Raw genomic sequence first — 22,905 nt, forward strand, 5'->3', positions numbered from 1 at the left:
CTGTTGCCGGGAGCCATGGCCTGCGGATGGGTTCACGCTATGCAGGCCGGAACCTGCCGCCCGGCGGCAAGAGCGGCAGCCCGCGGGCAATTTGGGGGGCCGCGGCCGGCCGGGAACGCGCAGGTGCCCGGGTCCGCCGTGGTGGCGGTCCCGGGCACCTGGGCCGTGTCGTGAGGATCAGTGGCGCACGCCGCGCAACTCGTCCGCCAGCACCTTTCCGATCTCGCGCAGGGGCTCGGCGGTGGTCATGTCCCAGTGCTCGCAGTCGATGTCGTACTCCTCGACCCGGCCCAGGACATGGGGTGCCCAGGAGTCGGCGCCGGTCGCCGCGGCGGGTGTGCGGGCGGCGTTGAAGAACACCGTGTCGCCGCCGAACCGCCGCTGCGGAACGTACCGGTAGCGCATCTCCAGGTTCCCGGCCGTGGCGGCGACGACCGCGGCGGCCTGGGCCGGTTCCAGCGCGCCCAGGATCGCGTCCTCGGCGCGCAGCACGGCGGCCAGCTCCGCCGCGTCCGGGGCGCTGTCGGCGCACCGTACGTCGAGTTCGGCGCCGCGGTCCCCGAGCAGGGCGGTCAGGACCTCGCGGCCGGTGACGGCGGGTGGCCGGAACCCGTCGGGCAGCGGGTAGGAGTCGAGCAGCGCCAGGAGCGCCACTTCCTCGCCCTGCTCCTCCAGCCGGGCCGCGATGGCGTGTGCCACGAGACCGCCGAACGACCAGCCGAGCAGGTGGTACGGGCCGTGGGCCTGGACCGAGCGGATCTCGGCCACATAGCTGTCGGCCATCTCCTCGATGCCGGCCGGCCGGTCCGCCGGACTCGTCAACTCCCTGGCCTGCAGGCCGATCAGCGGCCGCTGTCCGCCGATGTGCCGGAGCAGTCCGGCGTAGGACCAGCTCATCCCGGAGATCGCGTGGACGCAGAACAGCGGGGCCTCGGTGGCGGCGGGGCCCGCGGCGCGGATCGGCAGCAGCGTCTCCATCGGGTCGCCGCTCGTGTCGGAGGCGATGTGCTCGGCGAGCAGTGCGGGCGTCGGGTACTGGAAGAGGTCCCGGATGGTGACGCGGGTCTCCCAGATGCCGCGGATCCGGCCGATCAGCCGGGTGGCGAGCAGGGAGTGGCCGCCCAGTTGGAAGAAGTGGTCGTCGATGGTGACCGACTGCACCCCGAGGGTGGCGGCGAAGAGGCCGCACAGGACTTCCTCCGCCGGGGTGCGCGGTGCCCGGCCGCCGCCGGTGCCGGCCTGTGGCGGTTCGGGCAGGGCGGGCCGGTCGAGCTTGCCGTTGACGGTCAGGGGCAGTGCGTCCAGGGGCACGATCGTCGCCGGAACCATGTACTCGGGCAGCGCCGCGACCGCGTGCCGGCGCAGCTCGGACACGTCGGGCCGGCCGCTGCCCTCGGTGGGCACCACGTATGCCACCAGGCGCTTGTCACCGGGCCGGTCCTCCCGGATCAGCACCGCCGCCTGCGCGAGGGAGGGGTGCCGCAGCAGTGCCGATTCGATCTCGCCCGGCTCGATGCGGAATCCCCGCAACTTGATCTGCTGGTCGGCCCGGCCGAAATACTCCAGTGCCCCGTCCTGGCTCCAGCGGGCCAGGTCGCCGGTCCGGTACATCCGGGAGCCGGGCGCGCCGTGCGGGTCGGCGACGAAGCGTTCCGCGCTCAGTGCGGGCTGCCCGATGTAGCCGTGGGCGAGGCCGTGCCCGGCGACGTAGAGCTCGCCGGGGACGCCCGGCGGCAGCTGCCGGAGGTTCTCGTCGAGCACGTAGGCGTGCTTGCCGGTGATGGGCCGTCCGATCGGAATGGCGGGCGCCGGCCGGGTGAGGACGTGGGCGGTGGTGAAGCCCATGCTCTCGGCCGGTCCGTAGCCGTTGACCAGGTGGAGGTGGGGGTGGTCGGCGAGCGCCTTGGCGGTGTGGGCGGGCGAGGCCGCCTCACCGGCGGTCATCGCCTCCTTGATCCGGGAGAAGACCACCGGGTGCTCGTCGAGCATGTGGTTGAACAGGCTCGCCGACATCTGGAGGGTGGTGACGCCGTGCCGCTCGACGAGCTCCGCGATCTGGTGCGGGTCGGTGTGCTGGCCGGGCTGCAGGACGCAGACGCCGCCGTGCAGGAGCGGTCCGAACACCTCCAGGGCGAAGGCGTCCCAGGAGACGGGCGAGCTCTGCAGATAGGTCTGTTCCGGTCCGAAGTCCAGGTAGTCGGGGCCGATGAAGGTGGCGGCCAGGGCTCGGTGCGAGGCGGCGACGCCCTTGGGGAGTCCGGTCGACCCGGAGGTGAACATCACGCAGGCGAGGGATTCGGGGTGCCCGCCCGTCTCCACCGGTGTCCCGGGCAGGCCGCTGATCGCGGGGATCTCCGCGGTCAGGTCGACGAGGGTGGCCGGGGTCGACAGGGCCGTCAGGTGGGCCTGGGTGACCAGCGCCGACGGACCGGTCTGCCCGAGCACGGTGTTCAGCCGGTCGGCCGGGAACTGCGGGTCGAGCAGGGTGTATCCGGCCCCGGCCTTCAGGGCGGCGAGCAGGGAGGCGATGAGCTGCGGTGAACGCTCCAGGTGGATGGCGACGACGCTGCCCGGGGTGACGCCGCGCGAGGTCAGGTGGCGGGCCAGCCGGTTGGACCAGATGTCCAGCTCCTGGTACGTCACCCGCTGCTCCTCGTGGACCAGCGCCACCGAGTGCGGGGTGCGGGCGGCCTGTTCGGTGAAGAGTCCGTCGAGCCCCAGGGCGGGCGCCGGTGACGGTGCGCCACTCCACTCGCGCAGCCGGGCCCGCTCGTCCTCGGAGACCGTCTCCAGTTCCGCCAGCGGCAGATCGGGGCTGGCCACGGCCCCGGTGAGGAGCCGGACCAGGCGGTCCGCCGTGGCCTCGACGGTGCGTGCCTCGTAGAGGTCGGTGGTGTACTCGATGAGGATGTCGAGGCCGTCGGGGCGCCCGTCCGCGGTGCGGTGCTCGGCGAAGGCGAAGGTGAGGTCGAACTTCGCGACGGAGACCGGCGGGGCGGCGAACTCGCTCTCCAGTCCGGCGAGCCGGGGGGCCTCGTTGCTGGTGTCCCCGACGGTGAGCATGATCTGGAAGAGGGGGTGCCGGGCGGTGGTGCGCTCGGGGTTGAGTGCTTCGACCAGCCGGTCGAAGGGCAGGTCCTGGTGGGCCCAGGCGGCGAGGTCGGTCTCCCGGACGCGGGTCAGCAGCTCCCGGAAGGTCGGGTCTCCGCTGGTGTCGGTGCGCAGGACCAGGGTGTTGACGAAGAAGCCGACGAGGTCGTCGAGCTTCTGGTCGGTGCGGCCGGCGACGGGTGAGCCGAGCGGGATGTCGTGCCCGGCACCGGACCGCGCGAGCAGCGTCGCGACGGCCGCCTGGGCCACCATGAAGAACGTGGTCCCGGTGTCCTGGGCCAGCGACATCAGGGCGGTGTGCAGTTCGGCGGGGCAGTGCACGGCGTGGGTGCGCCCCCGGTTGGAGGCGACGGCGGGGCGGGCGTGGTCGGTGGGGAGTGTGGCCTCCTCCGGCAGGTCGGCGAGCACCTCGCGCCAGTGGCCGAGTTGGCGCTCCTCGTCCCGCTCCAGGAGGCGTTGCTGCCAGAGGGAGTAGTCGGCGTACTGGACCGGCAGCGGCTCCCAGGCGGGGGCGGCGCCCTCGGCGCGGGCCGCGTAGGCGGTGGCGAGGTCACGGAAGAGCGGACCGTTCGACCAGCCGTCGGAGGCGATGTGGTGGATCACGAGCAGGAGTACGTGGTCCTCGGCTCCGAGCTTCAGCAGCTTCGCCCGGTACGGGGTCTCGGCCGACAGGTCGAAGGTCCGGCCGGCCTCGGCGGCCAGGCGTTCCGTGAGCGCGTCCTCAGTGGTGCTGATGAGGGGCAGGTCGGTGGTGGTCGGGGGCAGGACGTGCTGGTACGGGATGTTCTGGTGGGTGGGGAAGACGGTGCGCAGGCCTTCGTGCCGGGTGGTGAGGTCGGTGAGGGCCAGGGCGAGGGCCCGCTGGTCGAGGCCTCCCTTGAGCCGCAGGGCCAGGGGGATGTTGTAGGTGGCGGAGGGGCCCTCCATCTGGTCGAGGAACCACAGCCGCTGCTGGGCGGAGGAGAGCGGTACGCGCTCCGGCCGCTCCTGAGGCATCAGTGCCGGCCGCCGCTCCCCGCTGCCCTCGGCCGCGATCCGCTCGGCCAGTTGCGCGACGGTCGCGTACTGGAAGAGGTCCCGGATGGTGATCTCGGTGTCCCACACGGCGCGGATGCGGCTGACGAGCCGGGTGGCGAGCAAGGAGTGCCCGCCGCGCCGGAAGAAGTGGTCGTCGATGGTGACCGACGGCAGTCCGAGCACGGCCGCGAAGAGACCGCACAGGACTTCCTCCGCGGGCGTCCTGGGCGGGCGGCCCCCGGCGTCGGCGCTCAGCAGGGGTGCGGGCAGGGCGCGTCGGTCGACCTTGCCGTTGGTGGTGAGGGGGATCTCATCGAGGACGACGAAGGCGGCCGGGACCATGTACTCCGGGAGTGCGACGGAGATCTCGCGGTGCACGGCGTCGGTGTCGATCCGGGCGCCTTCGGTGGCGACGAGGTACGCGGCGAGGCGTTTGTCGCCGGGCCGGTCCTCCCGGACGACTACGGTCGCCTGACCCACGCTCTCGTGGGCGGCCAACGCCGTCTCGATCTCGCCCAGTTCGATACGGAAGCCGCGGAGCTTGACCTGCTGGTCGGCCCGCCCCAGGTACTCGACGGAGCCCTGGAGGTTCCACCGGACCAGGTCGCCCGTCCGGTACATCCGCGTACCGGGCGGACCGAACGGGTCCGCGACGAAGCGCTCCGCCGTCAGCGAGGCGCGGTTGAGGTATCCCTGCGCCAGGCCGGCGCCGGCGATGTACAGCTCGCCGGGAGCGCCGGGGGCGGCGAGCTGAAGGGCGGCGTCGAGGACGTAGAGACGGTGGTTGTCGAGGGGCTCCCCGATCGGGATGGCACCCGCGTAGTCGAGGGGCCGGTGGACGCGGTGCGTGGTGGCGAAGGTCGTGGTCTCCGTCGGACCGTAACCGTTGACGACGGTGACGTCCGGGCAGCGGTCCATGACCCGGCGTACCGCCTCCGGCGGAACGACGTCACCGCCCGCCCACACCTCGCTCACCCCGGCGAACGCCTCGGGCGCCTCCTCCGCCATCACGCGGAAGAGTCCCGCGGTCAGCCAGAGCGAGGTGATGCGGTGCTCGGCCAGCAGCCGCTGGTAGTCGGCCGGGGCGAGGTGGCCGCGCGGTGCGACCACGACCGTGCGGCCGTTCAGCCACGGCACCCAGATCTCGTACGTCGAGGCGTCGAAGGCGGCCGGTGAGTGGAACAGCACGCGCCGGTGGCTGCCGTTCGCGTACATGGTCTGGGCGGCCAGGTCCGCGACATTGCGGTGGGTGACCGCGACGCCCTTCGGCACCCCCGTCGAACCCGACGTGAACATCGCGTAGACGGGCTGGTCGGGGTGGATGGCGTACGCCGGAGCGGTGGCGGGAAAGTGGCCGAGGTCGGTGGCGCCGCCCAGGACGACGACCTGCGCGTCGGCGTCCAGGACGACCTGGTGGTCCGCCAGGGCCCGGTCGGTGAGCAGGACCGGAGCCTGCGTGTCGGCGAGGATCCGGACGAGCCGGCTGTCGGGGTCGGTGGTGTTCAGCGGGGCGTACACGGCCCCGGCCTTGACGACGGCGAGCAGAGCGGTGAGCAGGTCGGCCGAGCGCTCCATCAGGACGGCGACGACGTCGTGCTGCCGGATCCCGAGGCCGACGAGGTGGTGGGCCAGCCGGTTGGTGACCTCGTCGAGTTCGGCGAATGTCAGGTCGCCGTCCTCGTCCACGAGGGCTATCGCGTCGGGGGTGCGGGCGGCCTGTGCGGCGAACAGCTCGGCCAGGCTCTTCCCGGACGAGCCGGTGGCGGCGCCGCTCCGCTCCTCCAGGAGCAGCCGCCGCTCGTGCTCGCCGAGCAGGTCGAGGACGGACAGCGGGGTCTCTGGCGAGGTGACGACGGCTTCCAGGAGGCGGATCAGCCGTGCCATGAGCGCCTCGATCGTCCGGGCGTCGTAGAGGTCGGTGGCGTACTCGATGGTGATGTCCAGGCCGTCCGGGCGGCCGTCGCGGGTGCGGTGCTCGGCGAAGCCGAACGTCAGGTCGAACTTGGCGATCTGCAGGGCGCTGTACTCGGTCCGGGCGTCGAGCCCCGGGAACCCGATGACGTCGGAACCGGCCTCGCCCATGGTCAGCATCACCTGGAAGAGCGGGTGACGGGAGGCGGAGCGCTCGGGGTTCAGTACCTCGACCAGCCGGTCGAAGGGCAGGTCCTGGTTGTCCCAGGCGGCCAGATCCGTCTTGCGGACCCTGGACAGCAGTTCACGGAAGCTCGGGTCGCCCGTGACGTCCGTCCGCAGCACCAGGGTGTTGACGAAGAAGCCGACCAGCCCGTCGAGTGCTTCGTCGATGCGCCCCGACACCGGGGAGCCGATCGCTATGTCGAGGCCGGCGCCGGAGCGCGAGAGGGCGGTCGCGACGGCGGCCTGGACGGCCATGAACAGGGTGGCACCGGATTCCCGCGCCAGCTGAGTCAGCGCGGTGTGGGCACCGGCGGGCAGCCGGGCGTCGCAGGTGGCGCCCACGTACGAGGCAGAGGCGGGGCGCGGACGGTCGGCCGGCAGCGTCCCCTCCTCCGGCAGGTCCGCCAGCGCCTGCTTCCAGAAGTCGAGTTGACGCGATCCGGCGCTCTCCGGGTCGTCGCCCTCGCCGAGCAGTTCCTGCTGCCAGAGGGTGTAGTCGGCGTACTGGACCGGCAGCGGCTCCCAGGCGGGGGCGTGGCCCCGGACCCGCGCCTCGTAGGCGGTGGCGAGGTCCTGGAGCAGGGGCGCGGTCGAACCGCCGTCCGACACGATGTGGTGCATGACGATGAGCAGGACGTGTTCCTGCGCGCCGAGGGCGATGAGGCGGGCCCGGACGGGCAGGTCCAACGCGAGGTGGAAGACCTGGGCGGACTCCTCCGCGAGGACGGCCGGCAGCGTCGCGGTGTCGGCCGGGACGACCTCGAGCGGGAGCTCCACCTCTTCCTCGGCGAGGATGCGCTGATACGGGGTGCCGTCCTGGTCGGGAAAGAGGGTGCGCAGGCTCTCGTGTCTGCCGACGAGGTCCAGGAGCGCCGAGTGGAGCGCCAGGCTGTCGAGTTCGCCGTTCAGCCGGACGGCGAGCGGGATGTTGTAGGTGGTCGAGGGCCCTTCCATCTGGGCGATGAACCACAGCCGCTGCTGGGCGAAGGACAAGGGGATCACTTGGTCACTCCCATCCGGCGCATCGGCCGAAGTTTGGGCCGCGCGGCCGCGGCGCCGTCGAGCTTCTCGACGAGCGTGGCCACGATCGGGTTTTCGAAGAGGGTCGCCACGGAGAGTTCGACCCCGAGTACGGTGCGGATCCGGCCCGCGAGCCGGGTGGCGAGGAGCGAGTGCCCGCCGAGGTGGAAGAAGTGGTCGTCGATGGTGACCGAGGTCAGTCCGAGGACCTCCGCGAAGAGTCCGCACAGGACTTCTTCCTTGGCGGTGCGCGGTGCGCGCCCGGTGGCGTCGTTGACGATCTGCGGTGCGGGCAGGGCGCGTCGGTCGACCTTGCCGTTGACGGTGAGCGGGATCTCGTCGAGGACGACGAAGGCGGACGGGACCATGTACTCGGGCAGCAGCCCGGACATCTGTCGCTGTACGTCCCCGGGTTCGATCCGTGCTCCGTCGGCCGCGGTGAGGTAGGCGACGAGGCGTTTGTCGCCGGGCCGGTCCTCCCGGACGACGACGGTGGCCTGGGTCACGCCCGGCTGTCCGACGAGGGCGGTCTCGATCTCGCCCGGTTCGATGCGGAAGCCGCGGAGCTTGATCTGCTGGTCGGCCCGGCCCAGGTATTCGAGGGAGCCTTCGTGGTTCCAGCGGACGAGGTCGCCGGTGCGGTACATCCGCGTCCCGGAAGGACCGTACGGATCGGCCACGAAACGGTCCGCCGTCAGCGCGGGGCGGTCGAGGTAGCCCTGCGCCAGGCCGGCACCCGCGATGTACAACTCGCCCGGAACACCCGGCGCGACGAGCCGCAGACCCTCGTCCAGCACATACGCCCGGTGATTGTCCAAGGGCTCCCCGATGGGAATCGCACCCGCGTAATCCAGAGGCCGGTGAATACGGTGCGTGGTGGCGAACGTCGTCGTCTCCGTCGGACCGTAACCATTGACCACGGTGACCTCCGGGCAACGCTCCATCACCCGGCGCACCGCCTCCGGCGGAACCACATCACCACCCGCCCACACCTCACGCACCCCGGCAAACGCCTCGGGTACTTCCTCCGCCATCACCCGGAAGAGTCCTGCGGTCAGCCAGAGGGCCGTGATCCCGTGCTCGGCGATCAGTCCTTCGTACGCGGCTGCGTCGAGGTGTCCTGCGGGGGCGACGACAAGCGTGCCGCCGTTGAGCCACGGCACCCACATCTCGTAGGTGGAGGCGTCGAACGCCATCGCCGAGTGGAACAGCACCCGCCCATGACCACCGTTCGCGTACATCGTCTGCGCGGCCAGGTCCGCGACATTGCGATGCGTGACCGCGACGCCCTTCGGCACCCCCGTCGAACCCGACGTGAACATCGCGTACACCGGCTGATCCACATGCACCGCAACCAACGGATCCGACGCATCACCCTCACCACCCCCCACCGGCCCCAACACCCGCACCCCCGCCGGCACCACCAACGAACCCGCACCACGGTCCGTCACCACATGCGACACACCCGACCCACCAACAATCAACTCCACCCGCTCCGAGGGATATCGGGTGTCCAGCGGTACGTACACCGCACCCGCCTTCACCACGGCCAACGTCGTCACCACAGCACTCACCGAACGCTCCAGGAACAACGCCACCCGGCCACCCGGCCGCACACCCTCACCGATCAGCACACGCGCCGCACGATTGGCCAGCACATCCACCTCACGGTAGGAGAACTCACGCCCCTCACCCACCACCGCCACCGCATCCGGCGTCCGCGCCACCTGCGCCGCAAAAAGCTGCGCAAGCCCCGCACCCGGCGAACCGGTCACCTCACCAACCCACTCCCCCAACAACACCCCACGCTCATCCCCCGACAACAACTCCAGCTCACCCAAAGGCACATCCGGCTCTGCCGCCGCAGCACCCAACAACCGCACCAGACGCTCACCCGCCAACTCCACCGACCGCGCGTCATACAAATCCGTCGCATACTCGATCGTGATGTCCAGCCCACCCGGCCGACCATCCACCCCACGATGCTCCGCGAAGCCGAAGGTCAGGTCGAACTTGGCGATCTCCACCTTGGAGAACTCGTACGCCGCTTCCAGTCCCGGAAGTTCGGGCGCCTCGGCCGACATGTCGCCGACGGTGAGCATGACCTGGAAGAGGGGGTGCCGGGCTGTGGTGCGCTCGGGGTTGAGTGCTTCGACCAGCCGGTCGAACGGCAGGTCCTGGTGGCTCCATGCGGCGAGGTCGGTCTCCCGGACCCGGGTCAGCAGCTCCCGGAAGCTCGGGTCACCACTGGTGTCGGTCCGGAGCACGAGTGTGTTGACGAAGAACCCGATGAGGTCGTCGAGCGCCTGGTCCGTACGGCCGGCGACGGGTGAGCCGAGGGGGATGTCGTGCCCGGCGCCGGAACGCGACAGCAGGGTCGACACCGCCGCCTGGGCCACCATGAACAGCGTGCTGCCGGTGTCCTGGGCCAGCGAGGTGAGCGAGTCGTGCAGGGCGGGCGGGCAGTGCACGGTGTGCGTGGTGCCCCGGTTGGACGCGGTGGCCGGCCTGGGCCGGTCGGCCGGCAACGTGGCCTCCTCCGGCAGCTCGGCCAGTGCCGAGCGCCAGTAGTCGAGTTGGCGCTCCTCGTCGCTTCCCAGGAGGCGTTGCTGCCAGAGGGAGTAGTCGGCGTACTGGACCGGCAGCGGCTCCCACGCGGGGGCTGCGCCCTCGGCGCGGGCCTCGTAGGCGGTGGCGAGGTCACGGAAGAGCGGACCGTTGGACCAGCCGTCGGAGGCGATGTGGTGGATGACCACCAGCAGGATGTGCTCCTGCTCGCCGAGCGAGAGCAGATGCGTGCGGATGGGGGGCTGGACGGCCAGATCGAAGGTGGCCGCGGAGAGGTCGGCCAGTTGTGCGGTGAGGGCGTCCTCGGTGGTGCTGATGAGGGGCAGGTCGGTGGTGGCCGGGGGCAGGACGTGCTGGTGGGGGGTGCCCTCGTGGGTGGGGAAAACGGTGCGCAGGCCTTCGTGCCGGGTGGTGAGGTCGGTGAGGGCCAGAGCGAGGGCCCGCTGGTCGAGGGCGCCCTTGAGCCGCAGGGCCAGGGGGATGTTGTAGGTGGCGGAGGGGCCCTCCATCTGATCGAGGAACCACAGGCGCTGCTGGGCTGAGGAGAGCGGAACACGCTCCGGCCGCTCCTCCGGCATCAGCGCCGGCCGCGGCAGTTCGCCGCTGCCCGCGGTGACGCACTCCGAGAGGGCGAGCACCGTCGGGTTGCGGAACAGGTCCTTCACGCCGAGCTGGACGCCGAACGCCCGCCGGATGCGGCTGATCAGCCGGGTGCCGAGCACCGAGTGGCCGCCCCGGTGGAAGAAGTGGTCGTCGATGGTGACCGACGGCAGTCCGAGCACGGCCGCGAAGAGACCGCAGAGCACTTCTTCCTGCGGTGTGCGTGGTGCCCGCCCGTTGGTGGCGTGGGCGACCTGGGGTGCGGGCAGGGCGCGTCGGTCGACCTTGCCGTTGACGGTGAGCGGGATCTCGTCGAGGACGACGAAGGCGGCCGGGACCATGTATTCGGGCAGGGCGGCCGAGACGTGCCCCCGCAGCTCCGCCACGTCGATCCGGGCGCCTTCGGTGGCGACGAGGTACGCGGCGAGGCGCTTGTCGCCGGGCCGGTCCTCCCGGACGACGACGGTCGCCTGACCCACGCTCTCGTGGGCGGCCAACGCCGTCTCGATCTCGCCCAGTTCGATACGGAAGCCGCGGAGCTTGACCTGCTGGTCGGCCCGCCCCAGGTACTCGACGGAGCCCTCGATGTTCCACCGGACCAGGTCGCCCGTCCGGTACATCCGCGTACCGGGCGGACCGAACGGGTCTGCGACGAAGCGCTCCGCCGTCATGCCCGGCCGGCCGAGGTAGCCACGGGCGAGACCGGCACCGGCGATGTACAGCTCGCCGGGGGTACCCGGAGGCACGAGCCGCAGGCCCTCGTCCACCACGTAGACGCGGTGGTTGTCGAGGGGCTCCCCGATCGGGATGGCGCCCGCGTAGTCGAGGGGCCGGTGGACGCGGTGCGTGGTGGCGAAGGTCGTGGTCTCCGTCGGACCGTAACCGTTGACGACGGTGACGTCCGGGCAGCGGTCCATGACCCGGCGTACCGCCTCCGGCGGAACGACGTCACCGCCCGCCCACACCTCACGCACCCCGGCGAACGCCTCCGGAGCCTCCTCCGCCATCACCCGGAACAACCCGGCCGTCAGCCACAGCGAGCTGATTCCGCGCTCGGTCAGCAGCCCGCCGAGGGTCCCGGGGTCGAGGTAGCCCGGGGGCGCGACCACGACCGTGCCCCCGTTCAGCCACGGCACCCAGATCTCGTGCGTCGAGGCGTCGAAGGTGTGCGGTGAGTGGAAGAGCACCCGGGTGTGGCTGCCGTTCGCGTACATGGTCTGGGCGGCCAGGTCCGCGACATTGCGGTGGGTGACCGCGACGCCCTTCGGCACCCCCGTCGAACCCGACGTGAACATCACGTACAGCCACTGGTCGGGATGGGCCGGCGGGGCCGGCTGCGTCGACGGGAGGTGGGCGAAGCCCTCGGTGCCGTCGAGCACGACGGTCCGCGCGGTGGTCCGGGCCACGACCGGGTGATCGGCCAGTACCTTGTCGGTGAGCAGGACCGGCGCCCCGGTCTCGGCGAGGATCCGCAGCAGGCGGGTGTCGGGGTCCGCGGTGTTGAGCGGGGCGTAGACGCCTCCGGCCTTGACGACCGCGAGGAGCCCGGTGAGCAGGTCCGCCGACCGCTCCATCAGGACGGCGACGACGCTCTCCGGCCGGACGCCGAGGCCCACGAGGTGGCGGGCCAGCCGGTTGGCGTCCGCGTCCAGCTCCGCGTACGTCAGCTCGCGGTTGCCGTCGACCAGGGCGATCGCGTCCGGGGTGCGGGCGGCCTGCGCGGCGAACAGCTCCGCGAGACCGGCGTCGGAGGAGCCGGTGACCCCTCCGTTCCAGCCCTCCAGCAGCTGGTGTCGCTCGTCAGGGCCGATGAACTCCAGCTCCCCGACGGGGATTTCGGGGCGTTCGACGGCGTCGCCCAGCAGCCGGACCAGCCGGTCGGTGACTGCCTCGACGGTGCCGGCGTCGTACAGGTCGGTGGCGTACTCGACCCTGATGTCCAGACCGTCCGGGCTGCCGTCCACGGTGCGGTGCTCGTGGAAGGAGAAGGTCAGGTCGAACTTGGAGATGTCCAGCGAAGTGAAGCCCGACTCGGCTGATATTCCAGGGAGTTCGACGGAGGGGGTGAGCGCCTCCTGAAGGGTGAGGACCACCTGGAAGAGCGGGTGGCGGGCGGTGGAACGCTCGGGGTTGAGTGCCTCCACCAGCCGGTCGAAGGGCAGGTCCTGATGGGCCCAGGCGGCAAGATCGGCTTCCCGGACCCGGGTCAGCAGTTCGCGGAAGCTCGGGTCGCCCGTGAGATCCGTGCGCAGCACGAGGGTGTTGACGAAGAAGCCGACCAGGTCGTCGAGGGACTGCTCCGAGCGGCCGGCGATCGGGGCGCCGATCGGGATGTCCTCCCCGGCGCCGGAGCGGGACAGCGCGGTGGCGACGGCGGCCTGCGCCACCATGAACAGGGTGCTGCCGGTCTCGCGGGCCAGCCGGGTCAGCCCGGCGTGCAGCTCCGCGGCGACGTGAACGCCGTGGGTGGTGCCGCGGTAGGTGGCCACCGCCGGGCGTGGGCGGTCGGCCGGCAGGGTGGCCTCGTCGGGCAGCCCGTCCAGCGTGGCGCGCCAGAACTCCGCCTGCCGCTCCCCGTCCGCCGCGAGCAGTTCCTGCTGCCAGAGGGTGTAGTCGGCGTACTGGACCGGCAGCGGCTCCCACGCGGGGGCGGCGCCCTGGGTGCGCGCCGTGTAGGCGGCCGTGAGGTCCCGCAGCAGCGGGGTGGTGGACCAGCCGTCGGAGGCGATGTGGTGCATCACCACCAGCAGGACGTGCTCCTCGGCCCCGAGGGCGAACAGGGCTGCACGGACGGGCAGTTCGGATTCGAGAGCGAAGCTCCGCGCGGCGTGGTCGGCGAGCTCGGCCTCCAGCGTGTCCCCGGACGTCGCGATGACGGGCAGTTCCACCCGGACCTCGGCCGCCGGGAGCTGCCACTGGTAGGCGGCGTCGTCCGCCATCCCGAAGAGGGTGCGCAGCGACTCGTGGCGCACCACCAGGTCGGTGAGCGCGAGTTGGAGCGCGTCCGTGTCGAGTGCGCCCGTGAGGCGCAGGGACAGCGGGATGTTGTACGTCGCGGACGGTCCCTCCAGGTGGTGGAGGAACCAGAGGCGCTGCTGCGCCGAGGAGAGCGGCACCCGCTCCGGGCGCACGGCCTCCCGCAGGGCGGGGCGCTGCGCGGTCTCCTCGCCGCCCGCTTCGACGTACTCGGCCAGAGCCGCGACTGTCGGGCCCTGGAAGAGGTCCCTGACCGTGATCTGGACGCCGAAGGCCTGCCGGATGCGGCTGATGAGGCGGGTGGCGAGGAGCGAGTGCCCGCCGAGGTGGAAGAAGTGGTCGTCGATGGTGACCGAGGTCAGTCCGAGGACCTCCGCGAAGAGGCCGCACAGGACCTCCTCGCCCGGCCCCCGGGGCGCGCGCCCGGCGGCCTCGCCACTCAACTGCGGTGCGGGCAGGGCACGTCGGTCGACCTTGCCGTTGACGGTGAGCGGAATCTCGTCGAGGACGACGAAGGCGGACGGGACCATGTACTCGGGGAGGATGCCGGCCATGGCGCGGCGCACGGACTCGGTGTCGATCCGTACTCCGTCGGCGGCGACGAGGTAGGCGACGAGGCGTTTGTCGCCGGGCCGGTCCTCCCGGACGACGACGGTCGCCTGACCCACGCTCTCGTGGGCGGCCAAAGCCGTCTCGATCTCGCCGAGTTCGATGCGGAAGCCGCGGAGCTTGATCTGCTGGTCGGCCCGGCCCAGGTATTCGAGGGAGCCTTCGTGGTTCCAGCGGACGAGGTCGCCGGTGCGGTACATCCGCGTCCCGGAAGGACCGTACGGATCGGCCACGAAACGGTCCGCGGTCAGCGCGGGGCGGTCGAGGTAGCCCTGCGCCAGGCCGGCACCCGCGATGTACAACTCGCCCGGAACACCCGGCGCGACGAGCCGCAGACCCTCGTCCAGCACATACGCCCGGTGATTGTCCAAGGGCTCCCCGATGGGAATCGCACCCGCGTAATCCAGAGGCCGGTGAATACGGTGCGTGGTGGCGAACGTCGTCGTCTCCGTCGGACCGTAACCATTGACCACGGTGACCTCCGGGCAACGCTCCATCACCCGGCGCACCGCCTCCGGCGGAACCACATCACCACCCGCCCACACCTCGCACACCCCGGCAAACGCCTCGGGTACTTCCTCCGCCATCACCCGGAAGAGTCCTGCGGTCAGCCAGAGGGCCGTGATCCCGTGCTCGGCGATCAGTCCTTCGTACGCGGCTGCGTCGAGGTGTCCTGCGGGCGCGACGACAAGCGTGCCGCCGTTGAGCCACGGCACCCACATCTCGTAGGTGGAGGCGTCGAACGCCATCGCCGAGTGGAACAGCACCCGCCCATGACCACCGTTCGCGTACATCGTCTGCGCGGCCAGATCCGCGACATTGCGATGCGTGACCGCGACGCCCTTCGGCACCCCCGTCGAACCCGACGTGAACATCGCGTACACCGGCTGATCCACATGCACCGCAACCAACGGATCCGACGCATCACCCTCACCACCCCCCACCGGCCCCAACACCCGCACCCCCGCCGGCACCACCAACGAACCCGCACCACGGTCCGTCACCACATGCGACACACCCGACCCACCAACAATCAACTCCACCCGCTCCGCCGGATAACGCGTATCCAGCGGCACATACACCGCACCCGCCTTCACCACGGCCAACGTCGTCACCACAGCACTCACCGAACGCTCCAGGAACAACGCCACCCGACCACCCGGCCGCACACCCTCACCGATCAGCACACGCGCCGCACGATTGGCCAGCACATCCACCTCACGGTAGGAGAACTCACGCCCCTCACCCACCACCGCCACCGCATCCGGCGTCCGCGCCACCTGCGCCGCAAAAAGCTGCGCAAGCCCCGCACCCGGCGAACCGGTCACCTCACCAACCCACTCCCCCAACAACACCCCACGCTCATCCCCCGACAACAACTCCAGCTCACCCACCGGCACATCCGGCTCTGCCGCCGCAGCACCCAACAACCGCACCAGACGCTCACCCGCCAACTCCACCGACCGCGCGTCATACAAATCCGTCGCATACTCGATCGTGATGTCCAGCCCACCCGGCCGACCATCCACCCCACGATGCTCCGCGAACGAGAACGTCACGTCGAACTTGGCGCATCGCAGCCAGGTGAACTCCGACTCGGTATCCAGGTCGTCGGCGACGAGTGTGGGTGTGTCCGCGTCGGTCAGCGTCAGCATCACCTGGAACAGCGGGTGCCGGGCGGTGGTGCGCTCGGGGTTGAGCGCCTCCACCAGCCGGTCGAACGGCAGGTCTTGGTTCCCCCATGCGGCGAGGTCGGTCTCCCGGACCCGGGTCAGCAGCTCCCGGAAGCTCGGGTCACCACTGGTGTCGGTCCGGAGCACGAGTGTGTTGACGAAGAACCCGATGAGGTCGTCGAGCGCCTGGTCCGTACGGCCGGCGATCGGTGAGCCGAGGGGGATGTCGTGCCCGGCGCCGGAACGCGACAGCAGGGTCGACACCGCCGCCTGGGCCACCATGAACACCGAGGCGCCCGACTCGCTCGCCAGTTCCGCGAGCCGGGTGTGGACTGCCTCTGCGCAGTGCACGGTGTGAGTGGCGCCGCGGTAGGAGGCGACGGCCGGCCGCTGCCGGTCGGCGGGCAGGGTGACTTCCTCCGGGAGCTCGGCCAACGCCCGCTTCCAGTAGTCGATCTGGTGCGCGGCGACGCTCTCCTGGTCCGCGGGGTCACCGAGTATGCCGCGGTGCCAGAGGGCGTAGTCCGCGTACTGGGCGGGCAGCGGGTCCCATGCGGGGCGCTCACCGCGCGCCCGGGTCGCGTACGCGGTGCTCAGGTCGCGCATGAGCGGCTGGTAGGACCAGCCGTCGGAGACGATGTGGTGCATGACCACCAGGAGTACGTACTCCTGCTCGCCGAGGCTGAACAGCCTTGCGCGGAAAGGCAGATCGGCCGCCAGGTCGAAGATGCGCTCGGACTCGGAGGTGAGCAGCGCGGCGACGGTGTCCTCGGTGGCCGGGGTGACCGGCAGTTCGACGCGGACGCTGTCGGCCGGCAGGATCCGCTGGTAGGTCCGGCCGTCGGCCTGGCCGAACACGGTGCGCAGGCTCTCGTGCCGTCCGGCGACATCCCTGAACGCCGATTCGAGTGCGCTTACGTCGAGTTGGCCCCGTACCCGGACGGCGAGCGGGATGTTGTACGTCGCGGACGGGCCCTCCAGCTGGTCGAGGAACCAGAGCCGCTGCTGGGCCGCCGAGAGGGGCAGCGGCTCCGGCCGCTCCTGGGCTGTCAGGGCGGGGCGGGCGGACTCGCCGCCGCCGGTGGCGACGTATCCGGCGAGCAGGGCCACGGTCGGGTACTCGAAGAACTGCCGCAGGGTCAGCTGGACGTCGAGGACGGTGCGCACCCGGCTGACCAGCCGGGTGGCGAGCAGGGAGTGGCCGCCGACGGCGAAGAAGTCGTCGTCGATGCCGATCGACGGCAGGCCGAGGGAGTGGGCGAAGAGCCCGCAGAGAACCTCCTCGACGGGGTTGCGCGGGGCCCGGCCGTTGGGTGTCGCGCCGAGTCGGGGTGCGGGCAGTGCGCGCCGGTCCAGCTTGCCGTTCGGGGTCAGCGGCAGGGTGCCCAGCGGGACGACGGCCGAGGGGACCATGTACTCGACGAGGTGTTCGCCCACGTGGCGCAGGAGTTCCGCGCCGTCCAGGACGCCTGGCTCGGCGGGTACGGCGTAGGCCACCAGGCGCTTGTCGCCGGGCCGGTCCTCGCGGACGATGACCGCGGCCTGGGCGACGGAGGGGTGGCGGACGAGCACGGTCTCGATCTCGCCGAGTTCGATGCGGTTGCCGCGGAGCTTGACCTGCTGGTCGGCGCGGCCCAGGAAGACGACCTCGCCGTGCTCGTTCCACGCGGCCAGGTCGCCGGTGCGGTACATGCGGCTGCCGGCGGGTCCGTACGGGTCGGCGGTGAACCGCTCGGCGGTCATGGCCGGCAGCCGTCCGTAACCCTGGGCGAGGTGCGGTCCCGCGACGTAGAGTTCACCGGCCTCGCCGGGGGCGGTGTGGCGCAGTTCGGCGTCCAGGACGTACATGGCGGTGTTCGCCATCGGGATGCCGAGGTGGAGCCGGTCGAGGGTGCGCACCTCGGGGGTGAAGGTCTGGTAGCTGCAGAAGACGGTCGCCTCTGTGGGGCCGTAGACGTGCACGAATGTGGTGTCCGGGCATTGGTCGAGGGCTCGTTGGAGGGCGACGCCGGACAGGACGTCGCCGCCGGTCCAGATCTCGCGCAGCTGCCTCAGCCCGTCGATCGCCTCGCTGGCCATGGCGTCGAAGAGGGCGGTGGTGAAGTAGGCGGCGGTCACCCTGTGACGGGTGATGGCCTCGGCGAGTTCACCGATGTCGATCTTCGGGGCGGACAGGACGACGGCCAGTCCGCCGCGCAGCAGGGGAACCCACAGTTCGTAGGTGGAGGAGTCGAAGGGCAGGGGCGAGTAGGCGAGCACCCGCTCGTGGGCGGCGGCGCCGAAGCCGGGGTCCAGGGCCAGTTCGACGACGTTGCGGTGGGTGTTGACGACGCCCTTGGGGGTGCCGCTGGAGCCGGAGGTGAACATGATGTACAGCGGCTGGTCGGGGTGGACCGTGATGTCGGGTGCCGTGGGCGCGCTGCCGGCCGTGGCGCTGTGGTCGTCGAGCCGCAGGGTGGGCAGGTCCGCGGCGAAGTCCGTCTCTCCGGCCTCGCGGTCGGTCACCAGGAGGGTGGCGCCGGTGTTGCCGAGGATCCAGCTGAGCCGCTCCTCGGTCTGGCGAGGGTCGAGGGGTACGTAGACGCCGCCGCTCTTCAGCACGGCGAGGACCGTGATGACGTAGGCGAACGAGCGGTCGAAGAGGAGGCCGACGGCGTCGCCGGGCTGTACGCCGTCGGTGACGAGCCGGTGTGCGAGTGCGTTGGCCGCACTGTCCAGCTCCCGGTAGGTGAGGCTGCGGTCCTCGCGGACGAGGGCGACGGCCTGCGGGGTGCGGGCGGCCTGCGCGGCGAAGAGCGTGTGCAGGCTCCCCTCGGGAAGGTCCTCGGCCGTGTCGTTGTACGTGGCGACGTGCGCGGGGACGCCGACGCCGAGGATGAGGGCTGGGTCTGCTTGCGGCTGGGACATCTCGACACCTTCTTGGTAGCTCGGATCTCGTGGTCTCGCGGCGTGCCGGGAGACCGACGGAGCCACGGTGGATGACGTGCGGATGGTGCGAAGTCGTGGGGTGGGGACGGGAGTCAGCCGGTGCGGGATGCTGTCGCGGCGTCGGCGGGCAGCAGGATGTCGTCCGCTTCCAGTGCGTTCGCGTGGTACTTGCCGACGGAGCTGATCAGCAGCCGGAGTTCCAGGGCGATGCTCTCGGCCAGCCGGACGAGGCCGGCGTCGGCGTCCTCGTCGACGGCGAGGAGTGCGGCCCGGCCGAGGCCTACGGCGCGGGCGCCGAGCGCGAGTGCCTTTGCGGCCCGGCCGCCTTCCCAGATCCGCCCGCTGGCGAGCAGGCAGTGGTCGGTGGCCCCGATGCGGGTGAGGCACTCGCCGAGCGGGAGCCCCACCTGGCCGAGGAAGCCGGTCGGGGCCCAGGCGGTGCCGCCCTCGGCTCCGTCCACCGTGACGGAGTCGGCGCCGGCCGCCCAGGCGGTGGCCGCGGCGAGGGCGATGTCGCGGCCGGGGTGCAGTTTTACCCAGACCTTCACGCGGGGGAAGTTGTTCCGCATCAGCCGGATCTGCTGGCGCAGGATCTCCTCGGTGAAGGTGCCGGGGCTGCTGATCCGCAGGACCGAGTCGCTGTCCGCGCCGAACACCTCGTCCAGGGCGTACTGTTCGGCGATCCTGCCGCCGGCCTCGCGGCCCAGAACGGTGAGGCCGCCGAGCCCCGGCTTCGCACCCTGGCCGACCTTCAGTTCGAAGGCGAGCCGGCCGGTGGCCAGCAGCGGTTCGGAGACGGGGTCGCTGTAGACCAGGTTCCACACCTCGGCGTCCGCGTCCTCGGTGGACTGCTGGACCACCACCCCGCCGTGCTCGTCGTCGGCGGCGGCGGTGTAGGCGGCGATCCGGCCGAGCAGCGGGGAGGCCGCGGAGTCGGAGGCGGCGCGGTAGCCGTTGACCGGCACCACGTTCTCCCCGATGACCATCGGGATGCCGAGCTGTCCGGCCTGCCGCCCGGCCGCCTCGCCCAGGTCGTGGCTGGCGACCTGGGTCGAGCCGAACGCGGACACGTACAGCGGCAGTCGGGAGGCGAACCCGCCCACGGAGGTGCCGAGTTCGACATCGGTGTAGAGCGGTTCGCGGGCCAGGTCGATGAGCTTCTTCAGCCGTTCCGGCATGAACACCGGGGGCACGATCCTGGCGCGCTCCAGCACGTCGTACGGGTCGTGGCCGGCCGGGATCGCGCCCAGCAGGCTGCCGCCGTAGGAGTCCAGGGCGGGGAAGACCGCCGCCGCTCCGGCCCTGGCCCGGTGCCGCACCTGTTCCTCGGGGAAACCTTCTGCGCTCAGTACGCTCATGCCGACACCACTCCGGGGAGCTTCGGGTAGGCGCTGGCCTCCCAGGCGGCGGTGCGGCCGGTGACGTAGCGGGTGAAGCGCTCCAGGCCGATGCCGAAGCCGGCGCTGGCGGGGATGCCGCGGCGGGCCAGGTCGAGGTACCAGCCGTACTTCGCGGGGTTCTCGCCGGTCTCGCGCATCCGGGTGACCAGGGCCGCGTAGTCGTGTTCGCGTTCGCTGCCGCTGGCCAGCTCGCCGTAGCCCTCGGGGGCGATCAGGTCGAAGTTGCGGAGGATGCCGGGGCGGTCGGTGTCCTCCTGGTCGTAGAAGCCCCGCGAACCCTTGGGGTAGTCGACGACGAAGAACGGGCGGCTGGTCTTCGCGGAGAGGATCTCCTCCCCCTCCCAGTCGATCTCGGCACCCGGGTCCTGCGGGTGGCCGAGCGCCACCAGGTCCGCGGTGGCCTCCCGGTGCGTGGTGCGGGCGAACGCTCCCTGGACCACTTCCCGGAAGGCGTCCCGGTCCCGGCCCAGGAGCTCCAGTTCACCGGGCATCTCGCGGACGACCTCGTCGACGACGTGCGCCACGAGCCGTTCGGCGAGCTCCATCGCGTCCTCGCGGCCGGCGTCGCGGATCTCCACGTCTATCTGGTGGAACTCGGCGAGGTGGCGGTGCGTGACGGCCGTCTCCAGCGGTTCCAGGCGGACGTTGGGAGCGATGTAGAAGATCTTCTCGAAGGCCATCAGCGATGCCTGCTTGTAGAGGATCGCGCTCGTCATCAGCTTGTACTTGTGGCCGTAGAAGTCGATGTCGACCTGCTTGGAGCCCCGGATGCCGGGGTCGGTGACCGGTCCGATGACCGGCGGCAGCAGTTCCTGGAACCCCTGCGCGGTCAGGAAGGAGCGGGTGGCCGCGAGCATGCGGCTCTGGACCCGCAGCGTGGCGCGGGTCGGCTCGGCCATCAGGTGCTGGTCGGGAGAGGCCGGGAACGCGGGCGCGATGCGGCCGTAGGGCTCGGCGATCGTACTGGTCATGGTGCTACCTCCTGGGTGTGCTGCCGATGGGCTGCCGGGCGTCGGGCCGCCGAGGGAAGCGGGGGGCGGGAAACGGACGGGGGAAGGGTGCGGTCGTGCCGGCGCTGGACGAACGACAGGGCGTCGAACAGCCCGGCGGCGGTGAGCCGGCGGCCGCGGTCGCGGACGGGCCCCAGGGGCATCGCCCCGATCTCGGACCAGGCGAGGCGGCCGGACCCGTCGATGAGGCTCCGGGAGCGGCCCGCGTTGTCGGGGTGCAGGCAGAAGGGGACGTCGAGGTATCCGCGGGCGAAGGCCTTCAGCAGGGCCTGGCCCAGGTCGTCGTCGAGGTTCAGCACGGCGTCCACCAGGGCGCGGGCCTCCGCGTAGACCGCGTTGTCCGCCGGGTCGGTGTGCGGGAGCGGCACGGACGCGGGCCGGGGCCCGGCCGCCGCGCGGTGCCGGGACGCGGCGCGTGCGGCGACCCGCAGGGCCTCGACGTTCTCCGTCACGGTCGGGATGCGGTGTGCCTCGGCGGCCGTCTTCACGATCAGCCGGGCCGCGCCGGTCTCCACGGCCAGTTCGGCCGAGCGCTCCAGGAGGTCCAGCGATCCGCGCCGGGTCTGCGGGTAGAGACCCATGTAGGTGTAGAGGACGATGTGCCAGTCGGTGTCCGGCAGGAATTCGCCGGCCAGCCGGCGCAGCGCGTGCACCGCGTCGCGGTCCTGCGCCGCGTTGGTCTGCTGGGCGTAGCTGAGCGAGATGCTGCGCAGTCCGGCCCGGTGGAAGAACAGCGCTTCCAGCGCGCTGATCGCGACGAGGAGTCCGGGTGGGCAGAGCTGGCCGAGCATGCAGCCGCCGAAGGTCTCCAGGTGCGGTTCGGCCCCGGTGCCGCGCAGTCCGGCGAGGAACTCGCAGCTCTCCTGCCAGTTGCGTACGGAGTCCAGGAGCGGGGTGCGCCCGTAGGGCAGGCAGTAGGAGACCGGGCCGCCCTCGGTCGCGTCCAGGCCGAGCCGGGCCAGTGCGGTGACGATGCGCTGGGGGCGGGCGGAACCGTGCCGGATCTGGACCGGGAAGCCGGCGTCCCGGACACCGTCCAGGACCCAGCGCGAGGTGTGGGGGCTGTAGGAGGTGATGGGGAATCCGTTGAGCGGGACGCCGCTGTTCAGCGCGCGGGCCGCGGACGCCTCGTCGCTCACCCGGGTGTAGCTGTCGATCGTCATGGTGCCGACGACCGCGTCGGCGGCGCCCTTGGTGGCCAGTAGGCCGGCCCGCATCAGTGCGGGGTCGGAGAAGCCCATGCGGGGCTGCACCACGAGGGTGCCGCGGTCCTGGGCCTCGGCGACGAAGCGGCCGAAGGAGAGCGGGCGCCGGTGCACGGTGGTGCGGCTCTCCGGGGCTGCCGCGAGGGCCGGCGGGGTCATCGTTCCACCTCTCTGGGCAGTGAGCCGACGTAGGACTCGAAAGCGGTGAGATCGGCGCCGTCCTGGAAGACCGCGTCGAACCCGGCCCTCCTGAGGACGTCGGCCTCTTCCTCCCCGCCGCCGGAGACGCCGAGCTTGCCGCCGATGACGGCGGGCAGTCCGGTCAGCTCCCAGCGCGACCGGATGGCCCCGATCAGCGGCTGGGCATCGTTGAAGCCGTGTCCGTTGACGCTGCTGACGACCAGCAGGTCGGGCTGGAACTTGCAGCAGGACTCGACGATCTCGTCCTCTGGCACGCAGGAACCCAGATTGACGACCTTGTGCCCGAGGTCTTCGAGCAGCAATTGGATGTAGATGAGATTCCAGGTGTGCGCATCGGATTGCAGTCCGGTGACAACAACGTCCAGCGGCCCGGATCGATGACGAGCCGCCCATTCCGCAGGCTTCATTGTTCGCTTCGTCCACATCATTGGATGACAGGGGGAGAAAGAGG

The 22,905-nt window shown here is 71.3% G+C and carries 6 protein-coding genes; all 6 read right to left on the bottom strand.

Features of this window, described 5'->3' with window-relative positions; genetic code table 11:
- Positions 1-177 precede the first annotated feature (177 nt).
- Positions 178-7,266, bottom strand: coding sequence for an amino acid adenylation domain-containing protein (locus ACIQM0_RS11295; protein WP_401285746.1), 7,089 nt, complete (start codon positions 7,264-7,266; stop codon positions 178-180).
- Positions 7,263-18,617 carry an amino acid adenylation domain-containing protein gene (locus tag ACIQM0_RS11300; protein ID WP_401285747.1) on the bottom strand — a complete coding sequence of 3,785 codons (11,355 nt, stop codon included), beginning with the start codon at positions 18,615-18,617 and terminating at the stop codon, positions 7,263-7,265. The genes ACIQM0_RS11295 and ACIQM0_RS11300 overlap by 4 nt, the downstream gene beginning before the upstream one ends.
- A gap of 113 nt (positions 18,618-18,730) precedes the next feature.
- A complete protein-coding gene (locus ACIQM0_RS11305; protein WP_401285748.1) occupies positions 18,731-19,996 on the bottom strand; it encodes a glutamate synthase-related protein in 1,266 nt (421 codons plus the stop codon).
- Positions 19,993-21,009: an asparagine synthetase A gene (locus tag ACIQM0_RS11310; protein WP_401285749.1), complete on the bottom strand. Its 1,017-nt coding sequence runs from the start codon at positions 21,007-21,009 to the stop codon at positions 19,993-19,995. Before ACIQM0_RS11310 ends, ACIQM0_RS11305 begins: the two co-directional genes overlap by 4 nt.
- On the bottom strand, positions 21,006-22,412 hold the full coding sequence (locus ACIQM0_RS11315; RefSeq protein WP_401285750.1) for a methylaspartate mutase: 1,407 nt from the start codon (positions 22,410-22,412) through the stop codon (positions 21,006-21,008). Before ACIQM0_RS11315 ends, ACIQM0_RS11310 begins: the two co-directional genes overlap by 4 nt.
- The gene (locus tag ACIQM0_RS11320; protein ID WP_401285809.1) at positions 22,409-22,879 is read right to left on the bottom strand and encodes a cobalamin B12-binding domain-containing protein; all 471 of its coding nucleotides are present in this window, start codon (positions 22,877-22,879) and stop codon (positions 22,409-22,411) included. Before ACIQM0_RS11320 ends, ACIQM0_RS11315 begins: the two co-directional genes overlap by 4 nt.
- Positions 22,880-22,905 lie beyond the last annotated feature (26 nt).

This window comes from Streptomyces sp. NPDC091387 (genome assembly GCF_044756945.1).
Lineage (GTDB): Bacteria > Actinomycetota > Actinomycetes > Streptomycetales > Streptomycetaceae > Streptomyces.